Raw genomic sequence first — 26,328 nt, 5'->3', positions numbered from 1 at the left:
CGGGGTTGAGGCCATCAGTCTCGTGCTGCCCCCGCGGACCGGTCAGTCCGGGTTGTTCAACTCCGGCAGACCCTATTCGTCGAATTCCTGGGCGATGTCGGCGAATTCGTGGACCAGGCGTGTCCGTCTGGTGGCGATCCAGGCCAGACAGACCTGGTTGAGGGCGATGTCCTCCACGGGGAGGTGGGTGATGTCGGGTCGGGTGTAGTAGGCGGCGGTGGAGGCGGGGATGATCACGATGCCGTGTCCGGCCGCGACGTGTTCGAGTTTCTCCTCGATGCTGCCGAAGCTCGGGTGGCCGGATCTGGTGCCCTCGCGCAGCTCGACGGCGATGTCCCGCCACTCCGGCACCGCGTCGGGGTCCTGGAGCAGGTGCTCGTCGGCGAGGTCGGCGACGGTGACCGACTCCTTGCCTGCGAGCCGGTGGTCAATGCGCAGCGCGACCATGCGGGGCTCGGTGTGCAGCGGGCGAACGCTCAGCCCGCGTGTGTCGATCGGCAGGCGCACGATGCTCACGTCGACTCGTCCCTCGTGCAGCACCTCGACCTGGTCGTGCCAGGAGGTGCGGAGGAGTTCGACCGTGACCTGCGGATGCCGGGCGGTCAGTTCGCGCACTGCGGCGGTCACGGTGATGCCCGGCATGAACCCCACGCTGAACCTGGATCTGCTGCGGGCCGCCAGGGCCACCCGCCGCTGCAGCGCGTTCGCGGAGGCGAGCAGCGGTCGGGCGTCCTCGAGCAGCTGTCGGCCGGCTGCGGTCAGTTCGGTGGAGCGCCGGTCGCGCAGGAACAACTGGACGTGGAGCTCGTCCTCGAGGGCTCGGATCTGGCGGGACAGCACCGGTTGTGCGATGTGCAGGCCGGCGGCGGCGCGGCCGAAGTGGAGCTGCTCCGCTACGGCGACGAAGTACCGAAGTTTGCGCAGATCGAGGTCCATCCGGCGAACATATCGACGCCTCCTAGCGTTGTCGGTCCGCTAGTTGCACAGGCCAGGTGCGCTCAGACCAGGAGCGCCCCGCCGTCGATTCGCTGGACGGTACCGGTCGCCCATGGCTGGGTCATGCAGTAGAGGTAGGCGCGGGCGACGTCCTCGGGCTCGCCAACTCGACCGGCGGGCAGGCCGGCCCCCCTGTCCTTGAACATCTGCTCACGGGCCGCGTCGGGCATGCCCTGCCACAGCGGCGAGCGCACCACGCCAGGGGCGACCACGTTGACCCGCAGCGGTGCCAGCTCAACGGCCAGTGAGCGGGTCAATGACTCGACGGCACCGCAGACGCTCGACGCGATGGCCCAGCCCGGGCCGCCGCGGGCGCCGGCCGCCCCGCTGGTCAGCGTGATCGAACCGCCGGCGCGCAGGTGCGGCACCGCGGCCTGCACTGCGGCGAGCGCGCCGAAGTAACGCAGCCCGAAGAAGCTGCGGGCGGCCTCCAGGTCCAGGGTGTCCAGCGGCATCAGCGCGAGCGGGTCACCCGCGGTGAACACGAGATGCTCGAACTGGCCCACCTCGCCGAAGAAGGCACGCACCGCACCTGCGTCGGCGAGGTCCAGCGCGCGGCCGGCGGCCGTGGCCGGTAGCTGCGCGAGCGCCCTGTCCACGCTCGAGCGCCGACTGGACGCAACCGTGACCCGCGCGCCCTCGCCGGCCGCAGCGGCCGCCGTCGCGAAGCCGATGCCCGACGTGCCGCCCAGGACGACCACGTGCTCACCGTCGAGCCTGCCCATTGCCTGTCCCATGAGAATTCCCTTCCGCAGTGGTGGATGGCTTCCACCATGCGGCGGCCGACCAGGCGGCGTCCAAGACCTGTCATCGCCTCTGTGATACCCGCAGGGCATCACGTAGGGCCGGACTATCTGCGGCATCCATCGCCGCGTTGCCCAACCACCCAAACTCGGCCTGTGCACCCGCCGATGCGGGCAGCGACAATGTGGTGGTGGACGGCGAGGGTTTGCGGCGGCGGGAGTTCCTGCAGCGGGCTGGGCTGTTTGGCGGGCTCGTGGTCCCGGCCGCTGTGCTGCGCGGGCAAGCGGGTGGGCCTCGCCTTCGGTCGGACGCACCTGCGGATGACGGGCCGCTCGACGACCTCACCCCCAGTCCGCCGGTCGTTCCGTTCCAGGCGGTGTTCCGCACGCCGCCCGTGCTGAAGCCCGCCCGGGTCGACGCGCACACGGACTACTACGAGCTCACCATGCGGCCGGCGGCGCTTGAGATCCTGCCCGGCTGGACGACCACCGCCTGGGGATTCGACGGCCAGTTCCCCGGCCCGACGATCAAGGCCCGCAGTGGACGGCGGGTCGTCATCCGACAGACCAACCAGTTGCCCGGCGCCAAGCCCAGCATCCATCTGCACGGCGGCCACGTCGAGGCGAGCTCCGACGGCCACCCGACCGACGTCATCGCCACCGGCAAGGCCAAGGACTACGTCTATCCGAACCGGCAGATCGCCTCGACGCTGGCTTATCACGACCACCAGATGGGCCGGACCGGTCCCAACGTCTACATGGGGTTGCTCGGTGCCTACCTGATCGAGGACGAGGTCGAGGCCGCCCTCGACCTTCCGTCCGGCGACCACGACGTGCCCTTGATCATCCAGGACCGGGCCTTCCGCCTCGACGGATCACTGCTCTACTCCCCCGACATGATGGAGGGCGCGCTCGGCGACGTCGTCCTCGTCAACGGTGTCCCACAGCCCCGGTTCGAGGTCGCCAACCGCCGCTACCGACTCCGGATTCTCAACGGGTCCAACGCCCGGCCGTACGAGCTGAGTCTGAGCTCGGGTCAGGTGTTCATGCAGATCGCCACGGACGGCGGCCTGCTGCCCCACCCGGTGGCGCGGACCACGATCCCGCTGTTCCCGTTGGAACGGGTGGAGGCCGTGGTCGACTTCGCCGATGTGCCGGTCGGGTCCCAGGTCGTCCTGCGCAACGAGTTGGACCAGGGTCGGACCGGGCTGGTCATGCGCTTCGACGTCAAGCGCCGGGAGAAGGACCAGTCCAGACTTCCGACCGCGCTCCGGCCGCTCGAACGTCTGGCGGAGGCGTCCGCCCAGACTCGGCGGGACTTCAAACTCGGCATGAACATGGCCGGCGGCATGGGCTGGACGATCAACGAGCAGCGGTTCGACCCCGCCCGTGTCGACGCGTCACCCCGGCTGGGAGCGACCGAGATCTGGCGCTTCGTGAACGACTCAGGGATGTCGCACCCGATGCACGTCCATCTCGACATGTTCCAGATCCTCGACCGCAACGGCGCTCCGCCGGCGGACGGAGACGCCGGCTGGAAGGACACGGTTGCCGTCGGACCCCGCGAGACCGTGCGCGTTCTCGTCCGCTTCACCGACTACCCGGGCCGCTACCTGATCCACTGCCACAACCTCGAGCATGAGGACAACGCGATGATGGCTCAGTTCGAGGTGCGGTCCTCGTAGCTCGCGCCGGCGACGTGGGCCGCCTCCGCCCGGATGGGGTTCCGACGCGTCCCACGGGTGCGTGAGGATGTGGCGCATGGCCATTCTTCGCGTCCTGGACAGGCATTCGGTTCGGCTCGGCACAGGTCTCGCCGCGGCCCTGGTCGTGGTCGTCGGGTTCCCCTCAGCGTCTGCCGAGGCTTCGAGCAAGCCTCCGGTCGTGAACGTCAGCCTCGACACGACGAGGACGCCGAAACTCAGTGGGGCGGGCCACCTGCAGGCGGGCTGGGTGACCTTCCAGGTGAGCGCGGCCGACGGCCTTCTGCACTTCGTGTCGTTGGAGCGGGATCTGCCGGGTGCTCCGAGCCCCTCGGCCAAGGCGAGCGCGCAGTTGCGCGGGATCCACCCGGCGACGATGCGGCAGCGCGCCTCGGCACAGAGTGGTGGATCCGGGCGAAGCGCTCCGGCTACCTCCGAGAGCTACGCAGACCAGGCCAAGGACGTGCGGGCGGCGGAGAAGGAATTCGTGCCGCTCGGGGGCACCCAGGTCAGCGGCAGGACCTCGTCGGCTTTCACCGTCCAGCTCCCCGCAGGGACCGTCGTCCTGTCCGACGCCCCGTTCACCACGGTTTCGATCACGGTTGGCAAGGGCGCCAACCACAGCAAGCCCGAGCGTGCCGACGCCGTCGTCTCGGAGGGTTCGGACAACGTCTTGCACTCGCCGAGCACCCTGCCGAGAAGCGGCACTCTCGAGATTCGCGACACGAATACCAGCGGTGCGGGCTGGCACTCGATCATGCTCATGCAGTTGGGCAAGGGCGTGGGCGAGGCCGCGATCAAGAAGTGGTTCGGCCAGACCGGGAACTCCTTCAGCCCCGCGCCGTACGTGGAGACCCCGGTGACTGGACCATTCAGCAGGCTCGCGGCTCGGCACTCGATCTACTTCGTCTACAGCCATCTGAGTCCCGGCAAGTACGCACTGGCCGATGCCGAGATCGACGACCGGACCGGCCACGTCCACGCCGCGGGACGGTCGGTCGAACTCATCACCGTGAAGTGACAGCGGGTCAGGCCGGCAGGTACTTCGTCCAGCGGTCGGTGCCGGTGTGGATGAAGAGTGCGGCCGGGCAGGACGGGGCGGTGGCCGGGACGCCGTAGACCTCTCGGCGCGGGATGTCGGGCGGGTACTCGAACAGCGGCTCGACGACCTGCCCGTCGTTCACCTCGCCCTGGGTGAGGTCGGTGACGGCCTCGCGGTAGACCTTGCCGCAGGAATTGATGTGGTCGCCGACGTCCAGGCCGGGCCAGGTGCCGTAGGAGCGGTCGAAGTCGACCGACCAGCCGACCGCGGCGCCCAGCGCGGAGAGCACGACCAGGTTGCGCAGGACCCGCCACCATCGGCGCCGTGGGCGCCGTGGGCGCGCGGCGCCGAGCGTCGGTGACGACCTGGCCACCGTTCGATTGTCACCGAAACGGGGCCGGTTGCACCCCGAATGGGCGTGTTGGGTTCACTCCTCGATGACGGCGTCGAACGTCGTCGTGGTCATCCGGGTCTCGACGTCCAGGTGGTCGCCTACCGCGGGCGGGTCGACCTTCGCCGGCAGCCACAGCAGCGAGACCTGCATGTGTGGGGGCTCGGCGAACCAACGCTGCTTGCCTGCCCAGGAGAACGGGCTCAACGCCAGGTTGACGCCGGCCAGGCCCGCCTCGGCGACGGTCTTCGCGCGCGGCACCAGACCGGCGACCGAACGTGGGGCGGACAATCCGATGCCGTGCGCGGTGCCACCGGCGACCACGACCACGCGCCCGGCCGCCTTGGCGCGGTGTTGCCGGTAGCCGAAGCGGTCGCCGCGCTCCAACAGCTCGACGTCCAGCACCTTGGCCCGCGCCCGCAGCGCGCCCCGGTCGCCCAGCCACAGCCGGGTGCCGATCCGCGACCGGAAGCTCGTCCCCGGGTGACGCTTCGTCAGTTCGGCGACCTCCGGCGCGCTCAGGTGGCTCACCCAGAAGGTGGCGGTCGGCAGACTCGCCGCGGCGACCGCCTGCACCCACACGTCGACCTCGGCGACCGGGTCGACGCCGTCGGGGCGGTCCAGCGGCAGGTGCAGCGCGAAGCCCTCGAACCGGCACGCCGCCAGGGCCTCGGTCATCGTGGTCAACTCGCCCGGAACCACGCCGTGGCGCCGCAACGAGGTCCGGCATTCGACGACGACCCGACGACCCGTCAGATCCGGCAACACCGCCTGCGAGGCCGCGGTGTGCACGACCCGCTCGTCGCCGGGCACCGGCTCCCCCGGCAGGAGCGGGGTCAGCACCACCACGTTGGCGAACTGCGGGCCGCCGGCCAGCGCGGCGAGCTCGTTGGCCGTGCCCACCGCGATCGTGTCCAACCCGAGTTCGGCGGTGTACGCCGCCAACCGGGCGATGCCGAAGCCGTACCCGTTGCCCTTGGCGACCGGGACCAGGCCGCCGAAGTCGGACGCCGTCGCCGCCAGGTGCTTGCGCAGCCGCGGACCGTCGATGTGCAGAGACAGCATCAGCCGCGCCGGGCCAGGTAGAGCTGGAAGGCCTTGTGCAGCATGGGATTCAGCGGGAAGTCCCACTCCCCCAGGTACTCCACGGCCTCGCCGCCGGTGCCGAGCTTGAACTGGATCAACCCGAACAGGTGGTCGTTCGGGTCCAGGGTCTCGGTGATCCCGCGCAGGTCGTACACGGCCGCGCCGGCGGCGTGGGCATCGGTCAGCATCCGCCACTGGATCGCGTTCGACGGCTTCAGGTCGCGCTTGTGGTCGGCCGAGGCCCCGTAGGAGTACCAGCAGTGGCTCCCGACCCGGATCCAGATCGTCGCGGCCAGCAGATCGCCCTCGTGCCGGGCCAGGTAAAGCCGGAAGCGGTCCCGGTCCTCGGCCGTCAGGGCCTCCATCATCGTGCTGAAGTAACTGCGCGGGCGCGGGGTGAACTTGTCGCGCGCCGCGGTCACCTCGTAAAGCTTGTGGAACTCGTCGAGGTCGCCCGGGGTGCCGAGCTCCACGCTCACCCCGGACTTCTCGGCCTTGCGTACGTTGCGCCGCCAGAGCTGGTTGAAGCCTGCGAAGATCTCCTCGACCGAGCGCCCGGCCAGCGGCACCTGGAACACGAACTGCGGCTGCCCGGCCGTGAAACCCTCCGCGCCGGCTGTCGGGGCCCAGCCCAGCGTGCGCAGCATGTCGACCATCCGGACCGCGTCGTTCGACGTCGTGTCCGGGGTCAGGTCGCGCAACCGGGTCGCGGCGCCCTGCGCCACCGCGGCCTTCACGGTCTCGGCCGACCAGCGGCGCACCACCACGGGCGGGCCCATGCGCACCGCGAAGGCGCGTCGGGACCGCAGGTGGGCGATCATCGGGTCGAGCAAACCGCGCAGCTCGGTCAGGTCGGTGGCCGCGGCCCAGTCCAGCAGCGGGCCCTCGGGCAGGTACGCGAAGTACCGGCGCATCCGCGGCACCTGGCGGTAGAGCACCAGGCCCGCCCCGACGACCTTGCCGTCGGGGTCGAACCAGCCGATGCTCTCGCTGCGCCAGTCCCGCTTGACGTCGCCCCAGGACGGGCACTGCAGGAAGCTGGCATGGCCACGGCGGCTCACCAGCGCGAGGTGCTCCTCGCGACTGATCGGACGAACGGTCAGCGACACGGGACAAGAGGCTATCGACCGGTCCGAGGGCTGTCCTGCGGATAGGCTCCTTCAGAACTCGCCGCAGCCCGCCGGGCCGGTGCTCCGTGCACCCCCCGGCCCGACCGACCTCGGGACGGCACTGTTGCTCACCGCCCTTCGCTCGCGGGGACTGTCCGCGCCGCGCCTGGTGGTGCCGTACCTGCTGCTGCTCTCGTTGTTCGCGGTCAGTCGGATCTTCCTGCTGGTTCTCACGATCCGCGAGCCGAGCCTGAACATCCCCTCGAGCACCGGCGACGTCCGGTACTACTACGAGGGCTGGTACTCGGTCCTGTCGCACGGGTCGTTCCCGCACGACGACATGCGCTGGCAGTACCCGCCCGCCGCGGCGCTGGCGATCCTGGCCCCGGGCCTGCTCCCGTTCAGCTACGACACCAGCTTCTACCTGGCCTCCTTCGCGTTCGACGTGCTCGCGTTCGGCGTGCTGCTGCGGGCTTGCCACGTCCGGCTGGAGCGCACGCCGTCCGGTCGGCTCCGGCGTCCGGCCTGGGCGGCCTGGGTGTGGGCGATCGGCGTGCCGCTGGGCGGACCGATCGTCTACGGCCGCTACGACCTGATCGTCACCTCGGTGACCATCTGCGCGTTGGTGCTGCTGCTCGGGCCGGCCGGCCGAGCGCGGAAGGTGCAGCAGAGCCTGGGCGGGGCGCTGGTCGGGCTCGGCGTGCTGATCAAGATCTGGCCCGCCCTGATCCTGCTCGCGCTCGGCCCGGTGCAGCGGGCCCGCCGGGCCTGGGTCAGCGCAGCGATCTCCGGCGTCGCGATCCTCGGGGCGTTCTGCCTGACCATGCCGAACGCGCTGGAGTTCATCGGCCACCAAGGTCATCGCGGCATCGAGATCGAGTCGCTGGGGGCACTGCCGTTCCAGATCGCCGTGCACCACGGCTGGGACGGACGGCTGGTCAACTACGACTCGTTCGAGTACGTCGGGTCGTGGACCAACGCGGTCGCGCTGCTCTGCCTGATCAGCAGCCTGCTGGCGGTCGCCTGGCTGGTGGCCTGGCGGGTCACCGTGCGGACCTGGAACACCTCGACGGTCGCCGACGCGGCGCTGGTCGCGCTGCTGCTGTTCGTGATCACCTCCCGGGTGATCAGCCCGCAGTACATGGTGTGGCTGGTCGGTCTCGGCGCAGCGTGCGCGCTGAACTTCGGCCCACGCGGCGACTCGGTGATGCGGTTGCCGGTGGTGCTCGTGCTGGCCGCGACCGGCCTGAGCGCGGTGGAATTCCCGTACTGGTTCGACGACCTGATCCGCGCCGATCGCGGCGCCGTGCTGCTGCTGACGGTGCGCAACTTGCTGCTGGTCTCCGCCGCGCTGATCGGCGCCGCCCGGCTGTGGCGCAGCACCCGGGGTGGCGCGGTGGCCACGGCCGGCGACCGGGACGAGCCGGTTCCGGCCGAGCACGCCGAGGGTGTCCCACCGGCGCCGCGTGCAGGGAGCCGCGAACTCGATTCGACCTCGCGACCCTGACCAAACGTTTCAGGCGGGCACGCGCCCGCGCAGCCAGGCGATGTCCGCGGCCTGACCGGCCGCCCCGCCCGGCGTCTCGCACACCACCGGCGCACCGGCCGCGCTGACCACCGCGACCAGGTCGTCCGGGTCGAGGTTGCCCGCGCCGAGGTTCTCGTGGCGGTCCCGACCGGAGTCGAAGGCGTCCTTGGAGTCGTTGGCGTGGATCAGGTCGACCCGGCCGGTGATGGCCTTGACCCGGTCGACGATCGTCGCCAGTTCCTCGCCGCCGGCGTGGGCGTGGCAGGTGTCCAGGCAGAACCCGGGGTTGAACTCGCCGATCGCGTCCCAGAGCCGGGCCAGCGCGTCGAGCCGGCGAGCCATCGCCTGCTCGCCCCCGGCGGTGTTCTCGATCAGCACCGGGATCTCGCACTCCATGCGCTCGAATGTCTTGCGCCAGTTCTCGACGCCGAGGGCCGGGTCGTCGTCCTTCAGCACGTGCCCGCCGTGGACGATCAACCCCGCCGCCCCGACCGAGGCCGCCGCCGCGACGTGCTGGGAGAGCAGCTTTCGGCTGGGCATCCGGATGCGGTTGTTCGTGGTCGCCACGTTGATGACGTAGGGAGCGTGGACGTACAGCCGTAGGTTCGCCGCCGTCGCGGCCGAACGCAGTGCGGCGGCGCCCCCCGCGTAGGGGATCTCCGGCCCCTTCCAGCCCTGCGGGTCGCCGAGGAACAACTGGACGAGGTCGGCACCGCGCTCGCGCGCCGCGGCCACCGGGTCCGGGGAATCGACGTGCGCACCGATCAGCACCATGCCCGCGAGCCTAGAACGCGTGCGGCCAGAGCGGTGCGAGCAGGCGAGCGATGATCCACAGGCCCGGACTGTCCACCGGCGCAGCCTCGAATCGAAGTTTGTCGGGGGTCCCGGCTAGTCTTTGCCTGTTCGCGATCGCGAACCACCCTCCTGTCGCGGAGAGACCGCGACCGATGAGTCCAGAGGAGGTCGACGTCACGTGCGTCGATACGAACTGATGGTCATCCTCGACCCCGACCTCGACGAGCGCACAATCGCGCCCTCGCTCGAGCAGTTCCTCGGGGTTGTCCGCAATGCCGGCGGCACCGTCGAATCGGTGAATGTGTGGGGCAAGCGTCGCCTGGCCTACGAGATCCGCAAGAAGGCCGACGGCTTCTACGCCGTGGTCGACCTCGCCGCCGAGCCGGCCGTCCTGGCCGAGCTGGACCGGCAGCTGAACCTGAACGAGTCCGTGCTGCGCACCAAGGTCATCCGACCCGACGTGCGCTGACCGTTCCACACCCCCCGACCGACTCCCCGACCACCGGAAGGAAGCCGAACGCATGGCTGGCGACACCACGATCACCGTCATCGGCAACCTGGTCGACGACCCCGAGCTCCGCTTCACACCCAGTGGAGCCGCGGTCGCGAAGTTCCGCATCGCCTCGACGCCCCGCACCCTCGACCGGGCGACGAACGAGTGGAAGGACGGGGAAAGCCTCTTCCTAACGTGCAACGTGTGGCGGCAGGCCGCCGAGAACGTCGCCGAGTCCCTCACCAAGGGCACCCGGGTGATCGTTTCCGGACGGTTGAAGCAACGCTCGTACGAGACCCGTGAGGGCGAGAAGCGCACCGTGTACGAGATCGAGGTCGACGAGCTGGGCCCGAGCCTGCGCAGCGCGACCGCCAAGGTCAGCCGTGCCTCCCGGGGTGGCGGCGGCGGCGGTGGTGGCGGTGGTGGCGGCGGGTTCGGTGGCGGCCCGACCGACGATCCGTGGGCGAGCGCGGCCCCGGCAAACTCCGGCGGTGGCTGGGGTGGCAGTGGCAGTGCCGGCGGGGGCGGCGGCGGCGCGGGCGACTTCTCCGACGAGCCCCCGTTCTGATCCGAACGGACACCTGACAACCGAAATACAACGAACAACCGAAATACAACGAACAACCGAAATGACCATCCCCGCCCACGAGGCGGGGCTCTACAGACGGAGAGCTCCACGATGGCCAAGGCGCCGATCCGCAAACCGAAGAAGAAGGTTTGCATGTTCTGCAAGGACAAGATCAAGTACGTCGACTACAAGGACACCCCGTTGCTGCGTCGGTTCATCTCCGACCGCGGAAAGATCCGGGCCCGGCGGGTGACCGGCAACTGCACGCAGCACCAGCGCGACATCGCTGTCGCGGTCAAGAACAGCCGCGAGATGGCGCTGCTGCCCTACACCAGCACCGCCCGCTAGGAGGCCCGGGATGAAGCTGATCCTCACTCAGGAGGTCTCCGGCCTCGGGGCCCCCGGCGATGTCGTCGAGGTCAAGGACGGCTACGGCCGTAACTACCTCGTCCCGCGGGGCTACGCCCTGCTCTGGACCCGCGGTGGCGAGAAGCAGATCGCCGCAATCCGTCGTGCCCGGCAGGCCCGCGAGATCGCGGACCTCGACCAGGCCAAGGCCGCCAAGGCCCAGCTGGAAAACCTGAAGGTCAACCTGACGGCCCGCTCCGGCAACTCCGGTCGCCTGTTCGGTGCCGTCACGGTGGCCGAGGTCGTCGCGGCCGTCACGGCCGCCGGTGGCCCGCCGGTGGACAAGCGCCGCGTCGAGATCGGGAACCCGATCAAGGCGACCGGTGCGCACAAGGTCTCGGTCCGCCTGCACCCCGAGGTGTCGGCCACGGTGACCGTGAACGTCGTCGCGGCCTAATCCCACGAGACGTTGGGCGACCTGTGTTCGCGGAAAGCGCGAACCAGGTCGTCTCGTCGTTGAATTGCGACGCTGGCGTCGCTTCGCGCTCGCTGCGCTCGTAGAACCTCCGATGGCTTGGGCTATCGGCTTTGGATTGCCCCGAGAAACTCAGACCGACGGCCCGCCCGGTTCATCCGGGCGGGCCGTCGCTTTCTCACATGTTGGTCATCCGAACCCGGTCACGGCGTGTCGCGCGGCGAATTCGCACCTCTGCAAGGGTTTTCTCCTCGTCCACATCCGGGGACGGACGAATCCGCAGCCCCGAGCCCTGCGACCGCCCGCGGTCCCCGATTCATCCACAGCGGTCTCCACAGCTGTGTACGTCGCGCCCCAGGTCGGGTGCGCATCGTGCACACACTGCCCACAGCTCGTCCCCAGGGCCTGTGGACAACACGGTTGGGCCGCACGCCCTTGGTGCGTACGGTTGCCGACATCCCACCGACCGACCGCCGGGCGCAGCCGAGCCCTCGGTCGCCGACGGCGCGAAATTGTCGGACGCAAGCGGTTCCATCGACACCGGGGGCAGACATGGATCGAGGGGGCCGATGAATCAGCGAACGGGCGCAGGGGCCGACGCGGGCGGTGCTTTCCAGGTTCAGTCGTGAGCGTCATCGAGATTCCGGCTCGGTCCGGGTCGGCCGAGTTCGACCGAACGCCGCCGCAGGACGTGTTGGCCGAGCAATGCGTCCTCGGCGGGATGATGCTCAGCGCCGACTCGATCGCCGACGTCGTCGAGACGCTGCGCGGCGTCGACTTCTACCGTCCGGCCCACCAACTGGTCTACGAGGCCGTGCTCGACCTCTACGGCCGCGGCGAACCGGCCGACGCGGTCACGGTCTCGGCCGAGCTGACCAAGCGCGGCGAGATCGCGCGGATCGGCGGAGCCCCGTACCTGCACACGCTGATCTCCTCGGTGCCCACCGCTGCGCACGCCGGCTACTACGCCTGCATCGTCCGCGACCGCGCCGTGCTGCGGCGCCTGGTCGAGGCGGGAACCCGGATAACCCAGATGGGCTACGCCGCCGACGGCGAGGTCGACTCGATCGTCGACGCCGCTCAGGCGGAGATCTTCTCGGTCACCGAGCGCCGCGCGGCCGAGGACTACCTGCCGCTGGCCGAGATCATGGAGGGCACGCTCGACGAGATCGAGTCGATCGGCAACAGCGGCGGCGGGATCACCGGTGTGCCCACCGGGTTCGCCGGCCTCGACGAGCTGACCAACGGCCTGCAGGGCGGGCAGATGGTGATCGTCGCGGCCCGGCCCGCGGTCGGGAAGGCACTGGCGCTGGACACCCCGCTGCCCACCCCCACCGGCTGGACGACGATGGGCGAGGTCGCGGTCGGCGACCTGCTGCTGGGCTCCGACGGCCGCCCCACTCGGGTGGTCGCGGCGACCGAGGTGCTGCATTCCCGACCCTGCTACGCGGTCACGTTCTCCGACGGGTCGCGGATCGTCGCCGACGCCGCACACCAGTGGTTGACCGAGCAGCACACCGACCGTGGACGCGGCCGCACCGGCCGGATGCCGGCGGCGGTGCGGAACACCGCGGAGATCGCGGCCACGACGCCCCGCTCGGGCTGCGGCACCCACCACGTCGTGGTCAACGCCAAACCGTTGGATCTGCCCGCCGCGACCCCGCAGGCCGTCCCGCCCTACGTGGCCGGGGTGCGGCTCGCCGTCCGGCACCTGGTCGCGGCACTGTCGCCCGCGCCTCGGGCCCGAGTGCTGTCCGGGGTCGGTGGGGGCGGCACCGGCGAGACCGAGTTGGTGCCCGAGCTGGACATCGTCGACCGGGTGCCGCGCCACCTGCTGCGGGCCGAGGCCGGGCAGCGCCGGGCACTGCTGGCCGGCCTGCTCGACGCCGACGGTTCGGTGCGCACCGGCGGGCTCGTGCACTTCCGCACACCGAACCCGGGCCTGGCCGGCGACGTCCACGAACTGGTGGTCTCCCTGGGCCACACCGCGACCCTCACCCAACGGCGCGCCGGCGCCGCCGGCGCCGTGGAGTTCACGGTCGCGTTCCGCACGGGCCTCGAGGTGTTCCGGCACGGCCGCAAGCGGCTGGACCAACGCCGCGCGGCACCGGCCGAGCCGCTGCGCGCGGGCACCCGGACGATCACCGGGGTGCACCCGGTGGCCTCGGTGCCGGTCCGGTGCGTGCAGGTTGCGGCGGCCGATCACCTGTTCCTGGCCGGGCGCTCGATGATCCCCACGCACAATTCCACGCTGGCGTTGGACTTCGCCCGGGCCGCCTCGATCAAGCACGGCCGCACCGCGGTGATCTTCTCGCTGGAGATGGGCCGCAACGAGATCGTGATGCGACTGCTCTCGGCTGAGGCCCGGGTGTCGTTGGCGAACATCCGCGCCGGGACCTTGTCGGATGCGGACTGGACGCGGCTGGCGCGGCGGATGGGCGAGGTGTCCTCGGCGCCGTTGTTCATCGACGACTCCCCGAACCTCACGATGATGGAGATCCGGGCCAAGGCCCGCCGGCTCAAGCAGCGCCACGACCTGTCGATGGTGATCGTCGACTACATGCAGCTGATGACCTCGGGCAAGAAGGTCGAGTCACGGCAGCAGGAGGTCTCCGAGTTCTCCCGGTCGCTGAAGCTGCTGGCCAAGGAACTGCGAGTCCCGGTGGTCGCGTTGTCCCAGCTCAACCGCGGTCCCGAGCAGCGCACCGACAAGAGACCGCTGCTGTCCGACCTGCGGGAGTCCGGCTCGCTCGAGCAGGACGCCGACATCGTGGTGCTGCTGCACCGCGAGGACATGCACGAACCCGAGTCGCCCCGAGCCGGTGAGGCCGACCTGATCGTGGCCAAGCACCGCAACGGACCATGCGCGACGGTCACGGTGGCCTTCCAGGGCCATTACTCGCGGTTCGTCGACATGGCGCCCGGCTGATCCTGACGCCCCGTCAGATTTCTGACGCCCCGTCAGGTTAGCGTGGTGGCCGCTACGGTCGCCCGTCCGCACCGCAGAGCGCCAGCAGACGCCGGAACGACTTCCCGGAGCGCTGCCCGGCCATCCGCTTCCAGGACCGTTCCAGGTGGCCCACCGTCTCGGCGTTCGCGGCGCGGAAGTCGGCCGGGCTGTGCAGGTCCGCGCCGATCAGCAGCTCGCACGCCTCGACGACCGCCGTCGCGCGCAGCACCTCGACCCGGGTCGAGGCCCCCGGCAGCCGTTTGCGAATCAGGTTCGCCCACCCCGCCGGGCCGCCCAACGCCTCGATCTGGGCGGTTAGTTCGGCGATGCCGTCGGTGTCGGCGTCGCCCCAGTCCTGCTCGCGCAGCTCCCGGTACAGCTCGACGACGGCGTCGGACTCACCCTTGCCCAGGTCGTCGGCCGACCACAGCGCGTCGAGCACGTGGACGGCCAGCCCGTTTGCCGCCGGCTCGTCAATCACTGCGCTCCCTTGGTTGGCTTGTGCTCCTCGCTCGTTCCTCGCTCGTTCCTCGCTCGTCGCAGTCGCTCACTGCGCTCCCTTGGTTCGCTTGTGCTCCTCGCTCGTTCCTCGCTCGTCGCAGTCGCTCACGGTGCCGCCCCGGGCCCGGCCGCAGGTGCGGCACCGGCCGCGTCGGCATGCTCGAGCAGCTTGCGGCGCATGATCTTGCCGCTGGAGGTCCGCGGCAGGTCGGTGACGAACCGGATCAGCCGCGGCCGCTTGTACGGGGCCAGCGAGTCCTTGGTCGAGTCGATCAGGTCCGCCGGCGACACGGTCGACCCCTCCTTCAGGATCACGTAGGCGCAGGCCAGTTCGCCGCGGACCGCGTCCGGGACCGAGCCGACCGCGACCAGCGCGACCGCCGGGTGAGCGGCCAGCACGCGCTCGATCTCGGCCGGGTAGACGTTGTAGCCGCCGGTGATGATCATGTCGCCGCGGCGGTCGACCATCCACACGTTGCCGTCGTCGTCCAGCCGGGCGATGTCGCCGGTGTGCAGCCAGCCGTCCGGCTCGATCGCGAGCTTGGTCGCGTCCGGGTTGTTGAAGTAGCCGGTCATGACCAGCGGCCCGCGGACCATCAGCTCACCCGGGGTGTCCTTCGCGGCGTCACGGGAGGCATCGGCCAGGTCGGCGATCCGGACCTCGGTGCCCGGGAAACTCTGGCCCACCGAGCCGGGGGAACGGGGCATGAAGAACGTCTGCGAGGTGGCCGGTCCGGACAGCTCGGTCATGCCCCACAGCTCGAGGAACCGGCTGTCGCTGCGGTCCTCCCAGGCCTCGATCGTGGTCGCCGAGATCGTCTGCCCACCGGACACGCTGCGGGTCACCCCCGAGAAGTCGGCCCGGGCCAACGCCGGCGAGGCGAGCATCACCGCGTACATGGCCGGGACCGCGTCGATGATCGTGGCGCGGTGTTCGGCCAACGAGTCCAGGAACGGCTCGGGCTCGAACCGCTGGTGCAGGACCAGCGTGCCGCCGGCCAGGAACGTGCCGTTGATGACCACGTTGCCGTACACGTGCGGGGCCGGCAGCGCGGTCACGCAGACGTCGTCCGGGCCGCGGGAGTGCGCGGTCGCGGTCAGCGCGCAGTTGAACAGGACGGCCCGCTGGGTCTGCACCGCGCCCTTGGGGTGGCCGGTGGTCCCGCTGGTGTAGCCGATCGTGGAGGTTGCTGTCGGCTCGGGCGCAGGCGGCAGCGACGTCGGGGACTCGGCGGCGAGGTCCATCAACGTCTCGTGCCCGGCGACCTCCGCGTCGAGGGCGAACACGCCGGTCAGCTCCGGCAGCTCGCCGGTCAGGTCGGCGACGGTCGACACCTGGGCGGCGGTCGCCAGGATCGCGGTCGACTCGGCGTCGCCGAGGATGTAGGCCACCTCCGGCGGGGTGAGCATCGAGTTGATCGGGTTGACGATCGCCCCGGCCTTGAGGATGGCGTGGTAGGCCACGACCCACTGCCAGGTGTTCGGCCCGAACAGCGAAACCACCCGGCCGGGCCGCACGCCACGGCGCAGCAAAGCACCGGCGGCGCGCGTCGAGGCGTCGTCGAGCTCGGCGTAGGTCAGCGACCGGGTCGCGGTGATCAGCGCGGTCTTGTCGGGTCGGCGTGCTGCGGCGACGCTGAGGATCTGCCCGGGGCCCTGCATGCTCGCTCCTGAATCCTGGCGGACTTGCGGCTACAGCACGGTGGCGCGCAACCACGCCGCGAGCAGTTCGCCGTCGCCGAACGTCTCGAACCGCGGCCCGTCCGGCGTGCGCCGGTTCCAGAGCAGCAGGAGCAGGTCGGTGGCGGTGCCGCGGACGGCGACGGTGGACTTGCTGTGCCCGACCTCGGCGGTGAACCCGCTGTCGGTGAGCACGACGGTCCACTCGCCGGCGCCGTCGGTGGCGTGCACGTGCAGGGAGCCACCCCCCCGGCCGAGCGCGGCGAGTTTCTTGGGCGCGCCGCTGTGCGGCAACAGACCGCGGATCAGCTCATCGATGCCGTCCAGCGCGATCTCGGTCTCGACGGTGGGTTCGACGCCGAGCGCGAGCTGGGCGTCGCAGCGGTGCACGACGGTCTCGTGCAGCTGCCGCCGGCCCCACCACCCGACGGTCTGGTCGGGCGAGAACGTCCAGACGGCCGTGCTCGGGTCGACCGACAACTCGGCCACCAACGGCTCGGCCCCCGCGGCCAGCCAGGCGGGCAGCTGTTGGGAGCTGTCCGGGACGTCCATCGGGATGTCCTTCCAGCGGACCATCTGCGGGGCCCGGGTGGACACCAGGTGCCGGACCCAGCGATGAACCCGTCCGGTGTGTCGGGTCAGCTCGGCCACGTCCCACTGCGGGCAGGACGGCACCGGGGTCGACATGTCGGCCCCGTCCAGGACCGCGGCCATCGTGACGATCTCGACAGCAGTGGCATCCAGATTCCGCTTGTGCTCCATGGCTCGCGAGTATTCCCCCCGGTGCCGCCGAGCCGTCAGGCCCCCCGGCGATAAAGCGGCGGCGGTCAGCCGGCCCAGCGGCCGGTGACGAACAGCAACGTGAACACGACCGAGAACGGTGCGAACAGCGTCAACCAGCCCTGCAGCACCCAGCGCCGGCGCAGCGTCCAGGCGGCCAGACCGGTCCACAGCGGCCACCACAGCAACGTGGCACGGGGCACGGAGAAGAACCAGATGTCTGTGGTGAACGCGTAGAGCTGCAACCCGATGTAGACGGCCTCGGCCCAGCGGCGTTGTCGGATCAGCCACACCGTCAGCGCGATCCCGATGGCGACCGCGGTGATCTCGGCGAAGAACATCCAGGCGAAGCCGGTGGTCTGCCGGTGGTCGGCGGCGTTCTGCCAGGTGATCTTCAGCGACTCCCACGGCCAGTGGAACGAGCGGTACCAGCCCTTCTCCTCGGCGTGCTGCCAGGCCATCCAGTCGCCGGTGCGCTGATGCAGGTAGAGGACGTAGCCGAACACCCCGAGGAACGGACCGGCCAGCCACGGCGCCTCGCGCCAGCGTCGACCGTCGCGGGAGCACAGGAACTCGACGACCAGGGCGACACCGAGGAACAGGCCGGTGATTCGGGTGACGGCGGCCAGGCAGCCGAATGTGCCGGCCGCCATCCAGTTGCGCCGCCGGGCGTAGAGCCACGCCGGCAACGCGAAGGCCAGGAACAACGCCTCGGTGTAGGCCGCGGCCAGGAAGATCACCGAGGGCGCGAGCAGGAACAGCAGCACGGTGCGCTCGGCCAGGATGTCGCCGGCCGGGCCACCGCCGGCCTCGTGGGCCGCGATGCGGGCCAGGGCCACCGTCGCAATCGCCCCGGCGATGACCGAGATGCACAGCCCGGACACGACGTAGCCGAGCCCGGAGAGCTGGTGGACCAGCCTCATCACCACGGGGAAGCCCGGGAAGAACGCCTCCAGCGGGACCTCCGGCCCGGTGACCGGGTTCCCGCTGTAGCCCCAGTGCGCGATCGTGACGTAGTGGACGGTGTCCCACTGGGTCCAGCGCGAGACGTACGGCACGGTTGTGCGGGCCTCGCCGTCCTGCGCGAACAGCCAGGCGGCAGAGCTCACCAGCAGGAACACGCTGATCCGGGTCAGCAGCCACAGTCGCAGGGCGGCCAGGTCGCCGGGCCCCAATCGCCGCAGCGCGTTCCGCGCCCCGGCCGGCAGCCCGGACGTCACGCGCGGCGGCTCGAGATCGGTCTCGCTCATGCGAGCACCGCCGTCGGGGTCGCAGGCGCGAGCAGACCGGCCGTCGGGTCCTCGACCCCGGAGGCGCGCACCGGGTCGCAGTCCGGCTGGATCACGTCGCGCACCACCACGCCGACCAGCCACAGCAGGCAGAACAGGTGCAGCACCAGCACGACGTCGTACCCGCCCTGCGACAACCCGCGGTCGTAGCCGCCGAGCAGGTAGAGCCAGACCCCGATGAAGTAGACGACCGAACCGGACTGCCAGATTGCCAGGTCGCGCAACCGGGGCCGGGCCAGCACCGCCAGCGGCAGCAGCCACAGGTCGTACTGCGGGGACCAGACCTTGTTCACCATCACGAACACGGCCACCGCCAGGAACGCCAGCGACGCGAACCGCGGCCGGGTCGGCGCCCACAGCGCCAGCAGCCCGACGGCCAGCAGGCCCAGGGCGGTCAACGCACCGCTGATCAGGTTCAGGGCGCCCACCGGGTGCCCGGCCTTGTCCAACGCGAACCAGATCGAACCGAAGTCGGCGCCGCGGTGCGCGTTGAACGTGTAGAACTCCCGCCAGGCGGTCGGCGCCACCAGCACGATCGGCACGTTCACCACAGCCCAGGCCGCGGCCGCGAACGCGACGGTCCGGGCGAACACGGCCGTCTGCCGCGTCCGCAGGCACAGGAACCCGAGCGGCACCAGCAGCACGATCGGATAGAGCTTCGCCGAGACCGCCAGGCCCAACCAGACGCCGGCCCACCCGGGTCTACGGCGCGACCAGGCGACCATCCCGACACCGGTCAGCCCGGCCGCGAACAGGTCCCAGTTGATCGTGGCGTCCAACGCCAGCACCGGGGACGCGGCCAACGCCAGGGCGTCCCAAGGTCTTCGCCCGGCAAGCAGGACCGTGGCTCCCACCAGGACCAGTCCGGCCAGCCCCAGCAGCACCGCGTTGACGTCGTAGAACCGCACCGCCTGAGCGTCGATCCCGGCACCGGCCAGTGGCCTGGTGATCACTGCGGCGACCTGCATGAAGAACCCGGTCAGGACCGGGTACTCCAGCGGCTGGTAGTCCCCGGAGTCCAGGTAGGGCCGGTCGCCCTGCGCGAATCCTCGCTCCCGGTAGAGCTGGGGGATGTCGGAGTAGCAGACGTGCGCGTACTGCTGGCCGTCGGACCGACTCCACGCGTGCGCCTGGCACGGATCGCGTTCGACCACCCCCAGCGCCATCGAGAGCACCGCCAGCGCGAGCAGAATCCGCAGCGGATTCCACCAACTACGCCCGGGGGCGACGCGTCGGCCGGCCGGACCCCCCAGCACCTCGGCGGCGCACTGCAGCGTCGCGTCATCGCGAGTCGGCAGGACCGTGGTCGTAGCTCCTGTCACTGTTCCCCGTTGCACACCCCATCGTTGCGTACGCCTCGCAGTCGCCCGCGCACCGCACGCCGGTTCCGATCAGTTCGGTGCGACGTCCTGCGGTTTGGTCCGTTCTCGGCCGTCGGACGAGCACTGCGGGCTGAACGGGGTGGACGCACTCTGCTTCGTGGGGTCGTTGGTGCACTGGGCCGCCTTGTGGACGGCCGCCGGCGCCGAGGTGCTCGCGATCTTCGGCTTGGCATTCGGCTTGGCATTCGGAGCACCGGTCGAACTCGGCGTCGGAGTCGCCGAGGGCGGCGGGGTGTAGGAGTCCGGCCCGGTGTCGAACGTCGGGAACGTGGGCTGGTCCGACGCGCTGACCTGCGGCGTGTTCTGCACACCGCTGGAGGTGTCGTACGGGTTGGCCGGCGCCGCGGAAGTCGAGGAGGAGACCGGCGCCAGGAAGTCCGCGGTCGGCACGCCCTTCAACGCGCCCTTCATGTACGTGGTGAAGGTCTTGGTCGGGTAGACGGCGCCGTAGAAGGTGGGCAGGCCGCCGGTGCCGTCCAGCGACGTCAGGCCGTCGCCCTTGAAGTAGTCGACCGAGGTCGCCAACTGCGGGGTGCAGCCGCTGAACCACGCGGTCAGGTTCTGGTGGGTGCCGGTCTTGCCGGCGACCGGGCGGCCCAGCTTCTTGGCCGCGGTACCGGTGCCGTGCTCGACGACGTCCTCCATCGCCTTGATCGTCTGGTAGGCGATGTCCGGCGGGATCACCGGCGAGGCGGAGGTGTCCGGCTTGCGCAGCGGCACCTCGCCGCCGTTGGGGCCGAGCACCTTGTCCACGATGTGCTGCTCGTTGTGGACACCGCCGTTGCAGATCGTGGCCAGCGCGTCGGCGATGTAGATAGGCCGGATCGAGGCGATACCGAGCGTGATTCGGGCGTTGGTCTCCAGGCCTGGCGAGTCGTCCGGGATGCCGGCCCGCACCATCAGCTGCCGGATCCGGGCCGGGCCGACCTTCACCGCGGCGCGGGCGAACGCGGTGTTGATCGACTTGTCCAACGCCTCCTGCAGCGTCACCGACCCGAAGCTCTTGTGGAACTCGTTACGGACCGACGGCGAGTGCGGCAACTTCGCCGGCGAGTCGCCGTCCCAGTCGCTGGTCATCGTGTAGCCGTTCTCCAACAGCGTCGCCGTGGTGAAGATCTTCATCGTCGACCCGGGCTGGATCGGGTACAGCGCGGCGTTCACCTGGGCGTACTTGTCCTTGCCTAGGAAGTTCTTGCCGCCGTACATCGCGATGACTCGACCGGTCTTCGGGTCGATCGACACCAGGCCGACCCGCAGACCCTTGTTGTCCTTGGTCGGGTACTCCTGGTTCACCGCTGCGACCGCGGCGGCCTCGGCGTTCGGGTCGATGGTCGTGTAGACCCGCAGACCGCCGTTGTCGATCTGTTCGTCGGACAGGCCGCGGTCCTTCAGCTCCGCCCGGACCGCGGTGAGGATGTAGCCGTTCTGCCCGGCGTACTGGTTGGTGATCAGCGACTGCTTCCCGATCGCCGGGAACACCAACGCCTTGCGGTCGTCGGGCTTAAGCGCGCCGGTTCCGACCATCGAGTCGGCGACGTAGGACCAGCGGGCCTTCAGCGCCGTGAGCCCGGCCGTAGTGTTGGCCGAGTAGCGCGCCGGCGCCCGGATGACCGAGGCCAGCACGACGTCCTGGGCCGGGGTCAGGTTCTGCACGTCGGTGTTGAAATAGGCCTTGGCCGCCGCCTGGACCCCGTACGCGCCGCGGCCCAGGTAGATGGTGTTGAGGTAGTCCTCGAGAATCTGCTTCTTCGACAGCTTCTGGTCGATCTTGATCGACAGCAGCGCCTCGCGGATCTTCCGCTTGAACGTCCGCGCCGGGGTCAAGTAATAGTTCTTCACGTACTGCTGGGTGATCGTCGAACCGCCCTGCTCGTTGCCGCCGTGCAGGTTGTTCCAGAAGGCGCGCATGATGCCGGTCGGCGAGACGCCGTTGTCGTTGTAGAAGTTCCGGTTCTCCGCAGCCAGCACGGCCTGCTGCAGCGGCTGCGGCACCTTGTCGAGCGGGACGGCCACCCGGTTGACCTCACCGAACCGGCCGATCTCCTTGCCGGTGTCGCCGAAGTAGATCCGGGTGGTCTGGCGCAACGCACTGTCGTTCGGGTTCGGGATGTCTATCCGGGAGTACACGAACAGGATCGCGACGAACAGCCCGGCGAACACGACCAGCGAGCCCCAGGCCAGCCGGCGCAGCCAACGCCGCCGCCGCGGCCGGCCCTTGGTCGGGACCGGGGCGGGCGGCGGGCCGTCGGCACCCGGCTCAGTCTCGAGCTCCGGTGTCGGAGCGACCTTCACCCGGGGCAGCTGAGCCGTCGCGTCGCGCCAGTCCGGCGGGATCTGGATCGACTCGGTCGGGGCGTCCGCGGCCGGGATCGGCGCGGCGATCGGCCCGGTGACGTCGGTGGAACTCTCCGACCCCGCCCTCGGACCGGCCGGCGCGGTCACCGGGATCCTGCGTCGCAGCAGTTTGCCCCGCGACTTCTCGTCGGACTCCAGCGGCCGGAACCACTGGTCGTCGTCGGAGTGCAACGGGCCACTGGCGGGGACCGCTTTCGATCTCCCGCGCCCGAACAGCTTCATCTGGTGTGGACTCCCGGCGACGCGAACACTGACGCAGCACAGTACTGATGCGAACGAAAGCAGCCCGTTCTACAGAGACTTCAGACCTGCAAATTGGGCTGCTCTCGGGCACTCAGTACCAACCGGCACAGTACGCCGCCCAACTTGGGACGAATCGCCCTTGACCAATCCGGTGCACAAGAGGCTGTGCCCGCAAGCAACGCCTTGACCAGTGCATACGTCTGCTGCATACCCAGAATCGAGCGACGAACCGGCGCAGGGTGGCGTTCGACACGGCGTGCCGGTTTGCCGATCTTCCCGCGATGTGATTGGCTTCGATATATCGATTCGATACATCGAACGGTGCACCGAGGGAGGCGGATGAGCAAGCGCAGCGGTGTGCTCGAGCTCGCCGTCCTCGGACTGCTGCACGAGTCGCCGATGCACGGTTACGAACTGCGCAAGCGCCTCAACGCGTTGCTCGGAACCCTACGTGCGATCTCGTACGGATCGTTGTACCCGTGCCTGAAGTCGCTGGTGGCGGCGCGCTGGATCGCCGAGGAGAGCCCGGCCGAGCCGGCTCCGCCGCTGGCGGGCAAGCGAGCGAAGATCGTCTACAAGCTGACCGCCGAGGGCAAGGACCACTTCGCCGAGCTGATCAGTGCGTGCGGCCCCGAGGAATGGGACGACGACAGCTTCGGCATCCGGTTCGCGTTCTTCGGTCGGACCGAGGCCGCGGTGCGGCTGCGGATCCTGGAAGGTCGGCGCCGCCGCCTGGAGGAACGGGCGGACGCGATGGCCCACCTGAACAACACCCGCGCGGCACGCGCGGCCGAGAGGGTCGACAACTACACCCGCGAACTGCACCGCCACGGTTTGGAATCGGTCGAACGTGAGGTCCGGTGGCTCAACGAGCTGATCGCGACCGAGCGCGCAACACACCCCACCCAGTAGTTCTCGCAAATAGCATTCCCAGGACAGGAGCGCCCAGTTATGGGTTCGGTACGCGTAGCAATCGTCGGCGTCGGAAACTGTGCCGCATCGTTGGTTCAGGGCGTCGAGTTCTACAAGGACGCCGACCCCGCGCAGCGTGTGCCGGGTCTCATGCACGTGCAGTTCGGGGAGTACCACGTCGGTGACGTCGAGTTCGTCGCCGCGTTCGACGTCGACGCGAAGAAGGTCGGGCAGGACCTGGCCGACGCCATCGGCGCCAGCGAGAACAACACCATCAAGTTCGCCGACGTCCCGCCGACCGGCGTGACCGTCTCGCGCGGCCACACCTTCGACGGCCTCGGCGAGTACTACCTCGAGATGGTCGACGAGTCCGACGAGCAGCCGGTCGACGTCGTCAAGGTCCTGAGGGACGCTCGGGTCGACGTGCTCGTCTCCTACCTGCCGGTGGGTTCGGAGCTGGCCGACAAGTTCTACGCCGAGTGCTGCCTCGAGGCGAAGGTCGCCTTCGTCAACGCGCTGCCGGTGTTCATCGCCTCGGACCCGGTGTGGGCGCAGAAGTTCACCGACGCCGGGGTCCCGATCGTCGGCGACGACATCAAGTCCCAGGTCGGCGCCACGATCACCCACCGCGTCATGGCCAAGCTGTTCGAGGACCGCGGCGTCGAGCTGCTGCGCACGTACCAGCTGAACTTCGGCGGCAACATGGACTTCAAGAACATGCTCGAGCGCAAGCGCCTGAAGTCCAAGAAGATCTCGAAGACCCAGTCGGTCACCTCGCAGATCCCGCACGAGATGCGCAACGCCGACGTCCACATCGGCCCGTCGGACCACGTGCCGTGGCTCGACGACCGCAAGTGGGCCTACGTCCGCCTCGAGGGCCGCTCCTTCGGCGACACCCCGCTGAACCTGGAGTACAAGCTGGAGGTCTGGGACTCCCCGAACTCCGCCGGCGTCATCATCGACGCGGTGCGTGCGGCGAAGATCGCCCTGGACCGTGGCATCGGCGGCCCACTGCTGTCGGCGTCGAGCTACTTCATGAAGTCACCGCCGGAGCAGTACGCGGACGACGAGTGCCACCGCGCCGTCGAGGCGTTCATCAAGGGACAGGTCGAGCGGTAACCGCCACGGACAACGCGAAAGGCGCCGCACCCCTCCTGGGGCGCGGCGCCTTTCGCGTCCGGCGGGCCGTCGGACACCGCCGCGCCCGCCGTCCCGGCCCGAGCAGGACGTAGGGTCGCACCAAGTCGATGCCGGCGCGGCTCACATTTCGCGGAAGCGACGGGCAATCCCGGCTACGGCACGATCTCTCGGGTACCGAACGTTCGTCGGCGGTGAAGTCGATCGTCACCTCGCCGAATCCAACTCGTAATTGGGTTCCGCCCAGACTGGGTACGGAACGTCGAGCACCTGGGCAACGTCCAACGCACATCGGCTCCGGTCGCCGTGCGCGTGAGAAATGCACCGACCGGCAAGGGAGATCCACATGGCCGTAAAGCGCGAGGTCAGGGCAACGCCAAGGGCTTGCTCCGACTCGCTTTTCTTCCCGTCCGGCATCGACATTCGCCCTTCACGGCGGCGTTTTCGCGCATAGCCTCCATCTGTGTCGTTCTCCTCCGACCTGTCCGTGGTTGTCGTCCAGCGCGACTTCCGCCGGCTGTTCGCGCCGCGCCTGGCATCCGGCGCCGCGGACGGTCTGTTCCAGGTCGCGTTGGCGTCCTACGTGTTCTTCACCCCGGAGAAGCAGGCGACATCCGGGGCGGCCGCGCTGACCTTCGCCACCCTGCTCCTGCCGTACAGCTTCGCCGGACCGTTCGCGGGCGTGTTCCTCGACCGTTGGCGCCGTCGCCACGTGCTGGTGCGCACCAACATGGTTCGCACGGTCCTGGTCGCGATCACCACGCTGCTCATGATCTTCGGCATCCGGGGCGTGCCGATCTTCCTGGCGGCGTTGCTGATCCTGTCCGGCGGCCGGTTCTACTCCTCGGCGATGTCGGCCTCCCTGCCGCACGTCGTCGCCCGCCGCGACCTGGTGATGGCGAACTCGGTCTGGGCCACCTCGGGCTCGCTGGTGGCCATGGCCGGCGGCGCGGTCGGGCTGCTGCTGCACATGACGTGGCGCTCCTCCACGTCGATGATGGTGATCACCGGCCTGGGCTACGCCGGTGCGGCGGCGCTGGCCGCGCGGCTGCATCCGGACCGCCTCGGTCCGGACGGGGAGATCGCGACCGTCGGCTGCCGGCAGGCGCTGCGCCACACCGCCGGGGAGATGATCGGCGGCGTGCGCCACGTCCTCGACCGGCCCGCCGCCCGCAACGCACTCGCGCTGATCACGATCCAGCGGTTCTGCTACGGCACCGGCACGATCGCCACCCTGCTGCTGTACCGGAACTACTTCCACGACCCGAGCTCCAACGGCGACGCCGCGATGGCCGGCCTCGGCTGGGTGTTCGCCGCCGGCGGCCTGGGCTACTTCGTGGCCGCGGTGATCACCCCCGAGCTCACCCCACGGATCGGCAAGACCAACTGGATCATCGTCTCGATGGCCTGGTCGGCGGTGTTCGGCTTCGCGCTGGTCGTACCCTACGAGGCCCCGCCGATCGTGCTCGGCTCGTTCGTGATCGGGATGTCCGCACAGGCCGTGAAGATCTGCGTGGACACGATCGTGCAGGAGAACGTCGAGGACGAGTTCCGCGGCCGGGTGTTCGCCTTCTACGACATGCTCTTCAACTGCGCGTTCGTCGCCTCGGCGGCGGTGGCGTCGCTGACGATGCCGGAGTCCGGGAAGTCCTACATCATCCTGATCTCGGTCAGCGTGCTCTACGCCCTGGCCGGGATCCTCTACGGCAAGGCCGCCGGCCAGCACCGCCGCCCGCTGCCCAGCATCTCCATCGAGCCGCCCCCCCAGCTGGCCCCGGTCCCCGTGCGGGTCGAGGCGGAGGAACTGCGCCCGCTGTCCTGA

Annotated in this window: 23 protein-coding genes; 11 read left to right on the top strand and 12 right to left on the bottom strand. The window is 69.9% G+C overall.

Annotation, left to right across the window (positions count from 1 at the left end):
- Positions 1-72: 72 nt before the first annotated feature.
- Positions 73-936, bottom strand: a complete 864-nt coding sequence (locus tag VHU88_20275) for a LysR substrate-binding domain-containing protein (GenBank protein ID HEX3614036.1) — start codon at positions 934-936, stop codon at positions 73-75.
- A 62-nt stretch (positions 937-998) separates the two neighbouring features.
- Positions 999-1,733, bottom strand: a complete 735-nt coding sequence (locus VHU88_20270; protein HEX3614035.1) for an SDR family oxidoreductase — start codon at positions 1,731-1,733, stop codon at positions 999-1,001.
- Between the two features lie 197 nt (positions 1,734-1,930).
- Between VHU88_20270 and VHU88_20265 the strand changes: the two genes are divergently transcribed.
- The gene (locus tag VHU88_20265) at positions 1,931-3,424 is read left to right on the top strand and encodes a multicopper oxidase domain-containing protein (GenBank protein HEX3614034.1); all 1,494 of its coding nucleotides are present in this window, start codon (positions 1,931-1,933) and stop codon (positions 3,422-3,424) included.
- Between the two features lie 76 nt (positions 3,425-3,500).
- Positions 3,501-4,463, top strand: coding sequence for a hypothetical protein (locus tag VHU88_20260; protein HEX3614033.1), 963 nt, complete (start codon positions 3,501-3,503; stop codon positions 4,461-4,463).
- 7 nt (positions 4,464-4,470) lie between these two features.
- Here the strand turns inward: VHU88_20260 and VHU88_20255 are convergent, their stop codons facing one another.
- From VHU88_20255 to VHU88_20245, 3 genes are read right to left on the bottom strand one after another with little or no spacing between them, the layout of a single operon-like run.
- Positions 4,471-4,857: a hypothetical protein gene (locus VHU88_20255; GenBank protein ID HEX3614032.1), complete on the bottom strand. Its 387-nt coding sequence runs from the start codon at positions 4,855-4,857 to the stop codon at positions 4,471-4,473.
- Positions 4,858-4,911: 54 nt separating this feature from the next.
- On the bottom strand, positions 4,912-5,940 hold the full coding sequence (locus VHU88_20250; protein HEX3614031.1) for an alanine racemase: 1,029 nt from the start codon (positions 5,938-5,940) through the stop codon (positions 4,912-4,914).
- A complete protein-coding gene (locus tag VHU88_20245; protein HEX3614030.1) occupies positions 5,940-7,070 on the bottom strand; it encodes a peptidoglycan bridge formation glycyltransferase FemA/FemB family protein in 1,131 nt (376 codons plus the stop codon). Before VHU88_20245 ends, VHU88_20250 begins: the two co-directional genes overlap by 1 nt.
- A 79-nt stretch (positions 7,071-7,149) precedes the next feature.
- Here VHU88_20245 and VHU88_20240 point away from each other — a divergent pair, with 79 nt between their 5' ends.
- Complete coding sequence (locus VHU88_20240) at positions 7,150-8,577, top strand: glycosyltransferase family 87 protein (GenBank protein HEX3614029.1); 1,428 nt, start codon at positions 7,150-7,152, stop codon at positions 8,575-8,577.
- 9 nt (positions 8,578-8,586) lie between these two features.
- Here the strand turns inward: VHU88_20240 and VHU88_20235 are convergent, their stop codons facing one another.
- Positions 8,587-9,372 carry a deoxyribonuclease IV gene (locus VHU88_20235; GenBank protein ID HEX3614028.1) on the bottom strand — a complete coding sequence of 262 codons (786 nt, stop codon included), beginning with the start codon at positions 9,370-9,372 and terminating at the stop codon, positions 8,587-8,589.
- Positions 9,373-9,571: 199 nt separating this feature from the next.
- On the opposite strand from VHU88_20235, the gene rpsF reads away from it, so the two are divergent.
- The 5 genes from rpsF (at position 9,572) to dnaB (ending at position 14,206) form a co-directional block, all read left to right on the top strand.
- Positions 9,572-9,862 (top strand): 30S ribosomal protein S6, encoded by a 291-nt coding sequence (gene rpsF / locus VHU88_20230; GenBank protein HEX3614027.1) that lies wholly within the window; start codon positions 9,572-9,574, stop codon positions 9,860-9,862.
- A gap of 52 nt (positions 9,863-9,914) precedes the next feature.
- Positions 9,915-10,454: a single-stranded DNA-binding protein gene (locus VHU88_20225; protein HEX3614026.1), complete on the top strand. Its 540-nt coding sequence runs from the start codon at positions 9,915-9,917 to the stop codon at positions 10,452-10,454.
- A 111-nt stretch (positions 10,455-10,565) separates the two neighbouring features.
- Entirely contained in the window at positions 10,566-10,802 is a 237-nt protein-coding gene (gene rpsR / locus VHU88_20220; protein HEX3614025.1) for a 30S ribosomal protein S18, read from the top strand.
- A 10-nt stretch (positions 10,803-10,812) separates the two neighbouring features.
- A complete protein-coding gene (gene rplI, locus VHU88_20215; protein ID HEX3614024.1) occupies positions 10,813-11,259 on the top strand; it encodes a 50S ribosomal protein L9 in 447 nt (148 codons plus the stop codon).
- A 112-nt stretch (positions 11,260-11,371) separates the two neighbouring features.
- A complete protein-coding gene (gene dnaB / locus VHU88_20210) occupies positions 11,372-14,206 on the top strand; it encodes a replicative DNA helicase (GenBank protein ID HEX3614023.1) in 2,835 nt (944 codons plus the stop codon).
- 52 nt (positions 14,207-14,258) lie between these two features.
- Here the strand turns inward: dnaB and VHU88_20205 are convergent, their stop codons facing one another.
- The 6 genes from VHU88_20205 to VHU88_20180 form a co-directional block, all read right to left on the bottom strand.
- On the bottom strand, positions 14,259-14,708 hold the full coding sequence (locus VHU88_20205) for a hypothetical protein (protein ID HEX3614022.1): 450 nt from the start codon (positions 14,706-14,708) through the stop codon (positions 14,259-14,261).
- A 125-nt stretch (positions 14,709-14,833) separates the two neighbouring features.
- A complete protein-coding gene (locus tag VHU88_20200; GenBank protein HEX3614021.1) occupies positions 14,834-16,390 on the bottom strand; it encodes an AMP-binding protein in 1,557 nt (518 codons plus the stop codon).
- A 30-nt stretch (positions 16,391-16,420) separates the two neighbouring features.
- Positions 16,421-17,170, bottom strand: a complete 750-nt coding sequence (locus VHU88_20195; protein ID HEX3614020.1) for a maleylpyruvate isomerase family mycothiol-dependent enzyme — start codon at positions 17,168-17,170, stop codon at positions 16,421-16,423.
- Positions 17,171-17,235: 65 nt separating this feature from the next.
- The gene (locus VHU88_20190; GenBank protein HEX3614019.1) at positions 17,236-18,438 is read right to left on the bottom strand and encodes a mannosyltransferase family protein; all 1,203 of its coding nucleotides are present in this window, start codon (positions 18,436-18,438) and stop codon (positions 17,236-17,238) included.
- A complete protein-coding gene (locus VHU88_20185; GenBank protein HEX3614018.1) occupies positions 18,435-19,799 on the bottom strand; it encodes a glycosyltransferase 87 family protein in 1,365 nt (454 codons plus the stop codon). Before VHU88_20185 ends, VHU88_20190 begins: the two co-directional genes overlap by 4 nt.
- Positions 19,800-19,868: 69 nt before the next feature.
- Positions 19,869-22,436 carry a transglycosylase domain-containing protein gene (locus VHU88_20180; GenBank protein ID HEX3614017.1) on the bottom strand — a complete coding sequence of 856 codons (2,568 nt, stop codon included), beginning with the start codon at positions 22,434-22,436 and terminating at the stop codon, positions 19,869-19,871.
- A 360-nt stretch (positions 22,437-22,796) separates the two neighbouring features.
- Between VHU88_20180 and VHU88_20175 the strand changes: the two genes are divergently transcribed.
- The 3 genes from VHU88_20175 to VHU88_20165 all read left to right on the top strand — a co-directional run bounded on the left by VHU88_20175 (position 22,797) and on the right by VHU88_20165 (position 26,328).
- Entirely contained in the window at positions 22,797-23,369 is a 573-nt protein-coding gene (locus tag VHU88_20175; GenBank protein ID HEX3614016.1) for a PadR family transcriptional regulator, read from the top strand.
- 39 nt (positions 23,370-23,408) lie between these two features.
- Positions 23,409-24,488: an inositol-3-phosphate synthase gene (locus VHU88_20170; protein ID HEX3614015.1), complete on the top strand. Its 1,080-nt coding sequence runs from the start codon at positions 23,409-23,411 to the stop codon at positions 24,486-24,488.
- 481 nt (positions 24,489-24,969) lie between these two features.
- Positions 24,970-26,328: an MFS transporter gene (locus VHU88_20165; protein ID HEX3614014.1), complete on the top strand. Its 1,359-nt coding sequence runs from the start codon at positions 24,970-24,972 to the stop codon at positions 26,326-26,328.

The sequence above is a fragment of the Sporichthyaceae bacterium genome, from assembly GCA_036269075.1.
In the GTDB taxonomy this organism is placed as follows: Bacteria; Actinomycetota; Actinomycetes; order Sporichthyales; family Sporichthyaceae; genus DASQPJ01.
This window is presented reverse-complemented; position numbering and strand designations above follow the sequence as displayed.

What these genes read in the sequence shown, in the direction of transcription:
- VHU88_20275 (HEX3614036.1), bottom strand. Translation starts at nt 936, where the DNA reads ATGGACCTCGATCTGCGCAAACTTCGGTACTTCGTCGCCGTAGCGGAG.
- VHU88_20270 (HEX3614035.1), bottom strand. Translation starts at nt 1,733, where the DNA reads ATGGGACAGGCAATGGGCAGGCTCGACGGTGAGCACGTGGTCGTCCTG.
- VHU88_20260 (HEX3614033.1), top strand. Translation starts at nt 3,501, where the DNA reads ATGGCCATTCTTCGCGTCCTGGACAGGCATTCGGTTCGGCTCGGCACA.
- VHU88_20250 (HEX3614031.1), bottom strand. Translation starts at nt 5,940, where the DNA reads ATGCTGTCTCTGCACATCGACGGTCCGCGGCTGCGCAAGCACCTGGCG.
- VHU88_20235 (HEX3614028.1), bottom strand. Translation starts at nt 9,372, where the DNA reads ATGGTGCTGATCGGTGCGCACGTCGATTCCCCGGACCCGGTGGCCGCG.
- VHU88_20225 (HEX3614026.1), top strand. Translation starts at nt 9,915, where the DNA reads ATGGCTGGCGACACCACGATCACCGTCATCGGCAACCTGGTCGACGAC.
- rpsR (HEX3614025.1), top strand. Translation starts at nt 10,566, where the DNA reads ATGGCCAAGGCGCCGATCCGCAAACCGAAGAAGAAGGTTTGCATGTTC.
- rplI (HEX3614024.1), top strand. Translation starts at nt 10,813, where the DNA reads ATGAAGCTGATCCTCACTCAGGAGGTCTCCGGCCTCGGGGCCCCCGGC.
- dnaB (HEX3614023.1), top strand. Translation starts at nt 11,372, where the DNA reads ATGGCTTGGGCTATCGGCTTTGGATTGCCCCGAGAAACTCAGACCGAC.
- VHU88_20200 (HEX3614021.1), bottom strand. Translation starts at nt 16,390, where the DNA reads ATGCAGGGCCCCGGGCAGATCCTCAGCGTCGCCGCAGCACGCCGACCC.
- VHU88_20195 (HEX3614020.1), bottom strand. Translation starts at nt 17,170, where the DNA reads ATGGAGCACAAGCGGAATCTGGATGCCACTGCTGTCGAGATCGTCACG.
- VHU88_20190 (HEX3614019.1), bottom strand. Translation starts at nt 18,438, where the DNA reads ATGAGCGAGACCGATCTCGAGCCGCCGCGCGTGACGTCCGGGCTGCCG.
- VHU88_20180 (HEX3614017.1), bottom strand. Translation starts at nt 22,436, where the DNA reads ATGAAGCTGTTCGGGCGCGGGAGATCGAAAGCGGTCCCCGCCAGTGGC.
- VHU88_20175 (HEX3614016.1), top strand. Translation starts at nt 22,797, where the DNA reads ATGAGCAAGCGCAGCGGTGTGCTCGAGCTCGCCGTCCTCGGACTGCTG.
- VHU88_20170 (HEX3614015.1), top strand. Translation starts at nt 23,409, where the DNA reads ATGGGTTCGGTACGCGTAGCAATCGTCGGCGTCGGAAACTGTGCCGCA.